Here is a 4,008-nt window from a genome sequence, read left to right as displayed (position 1 = left end):
TGCGGGGCCACGACCCGCGCCTGCTGCTCGCCGAGCGCGACGTGGAACGCCTGGCGTCCGGCGTCGCCACCTGGCTGGAGCGCGGCGCGGCGCCCGACTCCGTACGCCGCGCCCTGACCGCGAACCTCCCCGACGCCCCGCGCCACCCGGCCGCCCTGCTGGCCCACCGCCTCACCGCACTGCTCCCGCCGCCGCTTCCACCCCGGCCCGCCGTCGTACGCCCGCACCCCTTCCAGACCTGCGAACGCTGCGAACGCGCCTTCCGCGCCCCGGAACCGGGCCGCTGCCGTGGCTGCGGGGACGTCGACGGGGTGAGTCAGCTCAGCGTCGGTACGTCGCCGCCCCGCGCCCACGCCACGTCCACGTCCCGCAGACCCCGGCCCCACGCCTCCGCGATGCCCGCAAGCGCCGGCGCGTCCGGCGGGGCCGTGCCGAGGCCGATCGCGTAGTGGACGCGGCCGCTCTCCGTCGCGTACGGGCGTGGCCAGGCGTGTGCGTCCCGGACCCCCGCCGCTTCGAGCGCCGTGAGCAGCGCGCGTACGCGGCCCCGGAAGCGGCCCAGGGTGTCGGGGCGGCGCGTGTCCACGGTCGCCACCGCCCAGGCGGCGTGCCTGCGGTGCAGGGGTGGCGGCTCCGACAGTGCGGAGAGCGCGCCGCCGGTCTCCAGGAGTTCCCAGGCCCGGTACAGCTCGTGGACCAGCAGATCACGGTGGCCGGGGCCGACCTGTTCCGTGCAGCTGCGGATCGGTCCGGTCGGGCTGAGGACCGTGACGGGGGCACCAACTGCCGCACCGGTTGGGCCTGTTGTGAGGCCGACGGGTACGCGCCAGTCCCAGGCCGCCCAGGTCCCGAAGAAGTGCCTGAGCAGGTCGTCGCCCACAAGAGTCCCGGCCTCGCGCGTCGTGTGCGCCGCCAGCACGGCCCACGCCAGGCCGGGCAGCCCGCCGAAGGGAGCGGAGTCCAGGCCACGCGCCCCGGCCCACGCCTTCACCTCCCTCGCCAGCCCGGCGAAGGCGGCGTGGCGGTCGCCGACCGCGTCCCGTACGGCCGCCGCGTCGCTGACCGCGCTGAGGCCGACCGCCGCCGCCTCGCCCAGCTCGGTGCGGCGTTCCACGGCCCGCGCCGGGTCCAGGTCCCCTGTCGCGACCACGGCCAGGTCGACGCCCAACTCGCCCACCGTGAAGCGGAGTCCGGGCACACGTGCGCCCACCACCTCGCGTGCGGGAGACGCGCCGTCCGGGAGCGCGACCGTCACCCGCCGCCGGATCTCGTCCATGTCCACCGCCGCGCCCGGCAGCGCGGCCACCAGGTCCAGATCGGCACCGGCGGACGCGCAGCCCATCCGGCGGGAGCCGACGATGTGTACGGCGCCTTCGGCGAGAATGCGCGCGAGCAGCCCCGCGGTCTCGTCGATGTCGGCGGCCGGCGCCTTCGGTGGCTGATGACCGGCGAGCCAACTGATCTCCCCCGTACCGAGCGCGACCGTCGCCCGTACGCGCATCGGCTCGTCACCCCTGCGCGACAGCAGCGCCAACTCCCCCACGGCGGAAGACACTTCACCGAGCCGGGCCTCGATACCCGCCGCGACCCGCTGCGGATCGCGGCTCCGCCCGAGCGTCAGATGCGGTGTGAAGCCCTCGGCCCGCCGCCCGCCGCAGCGCGGGAACCGCCGTTCCAGCGCCTGCCGGAGCTCCGCCCACGCCGCGTCGCCGTCGGCCGCCGGATCGAGCCAGAGCGTGGCGTCCTCGCGGTGCCCGAAGGTGTGCACGCCGGCCAGCCGCGCCGCGAAGGGCGCGGTCTCGGCGGCGGCAGCGGCCAACAGCGGTGCCGCGCGGTCGAAATCGGACTCCGGGACGAAGCCGAAGATCAGGTTCACATGCGGCGGCCAGCGGTCGGCCTGCGGGTCGTGCTCCTGCCGTACGGCCTGGAGCGGAGCCCACAGCTCGCGGGGCGGTATCCAGGCGACGGCGGTACGGGCGGTGGCGGCCACATCGAGGACGTCGCCATCCGAACTCCCCTCCGGGGCAGTGAGGTTGACCGCCACCTCCACGCCGTAGTGGTCGGAGATGTGGAGGCCGCTCGCGTCCGGCGTATCGCCCCGCAGCGCGGCCCCGGCCACCGTCCCGCGCCCCCGTACCAGCACCCGGTCCAGCCGTCCGGCACGCCCCGACAGCGAGGCCACCGCGGCCAGCGGATTGGCGACCGGATCGAACGTCGGCGTGCGGTCGTCGGAGCCGTACACCTCGCTCCAGGCGTCACGCAGCCCGAGCGCGGCGGCCGGCCCGTCGTCCCCGCCGGCGCCGTCGTTGAAGTCGCCGAGCAGGATCACGTCCGCGTCGACACCGCCCAATCCCTCGGCGAGGGCCGCCAGTTCACCACGGCGCCGGGCCGCGCCATCTGCGGAATGATCACTGCTCAGGTGTGTGGCGGCCACGACGAGCGGACCAGCGGCGGTCTCCACCGTGAGCGCGGTGACGGCCTTGTGCGGGGCGAGGGCATGGTGACCCGCCTCGCGCACGGGCAGCCGGCTGAGGAGCAGCAGACCGTTGTCGTCCACCTCGCGCCCGCGCGGGTCGCTGCCGACGGTGTAACTCGCCCGCACCCAGGGCGCGTTCAACAGCACGGCGAGCAGGTCGCGCTCGACCTCCTGGAGCGCGATGACGTCGGCGTCGGAATCCCTGAGCGCGGCGAGCAGCAGGGGGCGCCGCTCGGCGGTGCGGACACGGTCGCTGTCGTAGCGGTCCCAGAGGGTGTTCCAGGTGAGGACCCGAATCGAGCCGGCGGGTGAAGGCGACGGCACGCCCCGCGCCGGGCGCCAGCCTTCGGAGCCGTACACAAAGGCAGTACCCGCGGTGAAGAACGGCGCCCGCAGCAGGCGTGGTTGGCGTACCCGGCCCGCGTCCGTCGTGTCGATCCGGTCGACTCCCGTGGCCCGGTCCCAGATCAGCTCGCCGTCCGCCTCCACGAACAGCACGCGGTGCCACGGGATGTCGCCGCCGGGCACGAACGCGGGCAGCGGGATCCGCCCGGGGGTCGTACCGCGCCGGCTGACGCCGAGCACGAAGCGCGCGGGATCGAAGCGCGGGTCCCAACGCACCTGGTGGTACAGCTGATCACTGGTCCGCATCAGACTCCCCCGCTCTCGATGCCGTCCATGGACTCGATGCCGTCCGTGTCCTCGATGTCGCCACCCGCCCCGATGTACCAGGTCCGGTGCGCGTCCCCCGGATACGGCGGCGCGAAGCGCCGTACCTGCCCGGCGAGTACGTCGGACGGCACCGGGTGCGGGCGTACGGCGTTGCGCCTGACCAGCTCCGCCTCGTCCACGAGCAGCACGGCGTGCGTGACGAACGCGTCGCGCCGCCGCGCCGAACCGCCCACCAGGGAGCGCTGTTGGCGGTTGAGCGAGGTGGCGTCCCACACCACCGTGCCGCCCCGGGCGAGCGCCCGGTCGAGGCGGTCGAGACCGTCCCGCAGGACGTCCCCGTTGGCCCGCTGGTCGGCGCGCTCACCGCGCTCCTCGCGCAGGTCGTCCAGCGAGATGCGCGTCCCGACCCCGGTCAGCCCTCCTGCGAAGGTGCTCTTCCCGCTCCCCGAAGGCCCGACGAGCTGAATCAACGACGGGAAGTCCCCGGTCCGCCACCGCCAGGTCGCGGCCACCGCCTCCTCGACGGTACGGACACGCCCCTCGGCCCAGGCGTCCCTCGCCTGCGCCCAGCACCGTTCGACCGCGTCCGGGCCGAGCCCTTCGAGCGCGGCACGCAGCCCGCGCCGCAGCGCCTCCAGCGGCTCGCGGTCCAGCAGCCCCGCCTCCTCGGCGTGCAGCGCGGACCACTCGACCTGCTCCCTGGCCCCGGCGTCCTCGGCGAGTGCGCCGGCGACGGCGTGCAGCACCCCCAGGTCGGCGGCGACGGCCATCCGCGCGAGCCCGGCACGGCGCCCGTCGTCGGGGAACGGCCGGTGCAACCCGCCGTACAGACCCACGAGATCGGCGACCCGCCGCGCCCG

2 protein-coding genes and 1 pseudogene are annotated in these 4,008 nt (G+C 75.5%); 1 reads left to right on the top strand and 2 read right to left on the bottom strand.

The features are described from left to right. Positions 1-296, top strand: a pseudogene (locus GXP76_RS34425) (helix-turn-helix domain-containing protein); the annotation flags it as partial. 20 nt (positions 297-316) lie between these two features. On the opposite strand, the gene GXP76_RS34420 reads toward GXP76_RS34425, so the two are convergent. After that, a complete protein-coding gene (locus GXP76_RS34420) occupies positions 317-3,127 on the bottom strand; it encodes a poly(A) polymerase (protein ID WP_242575550.1) in 2,811 nt (936 codons plus the stop codon). Next, the coding region (locus GXP76_RS34415) for an AAA family ATPase (RefSeq protein WP_242575549.1) at positions 3,127-4,008 on the bottom strand (882 nt) is incomplete at its 5' end. The genes GXP76_RS34415 and GXP76_RS34420, both read right to left, overlap by 1 nt.

The organism is Streptomyces sp. NP-1717 (genome assembly GCF_022695985.1).
In the GTDB taxonomy this organism is placed as follows: Bacteria; Actinomycetota; Actinomycetes; order Streptomycetales; family Streptomycetaceae; genus Streptomyces.
The sequence above is the reverse complement of the archived record's forward strand: the minus strand, read 5'-3'. Positions and strand labels throughout refer to the sequence as shown.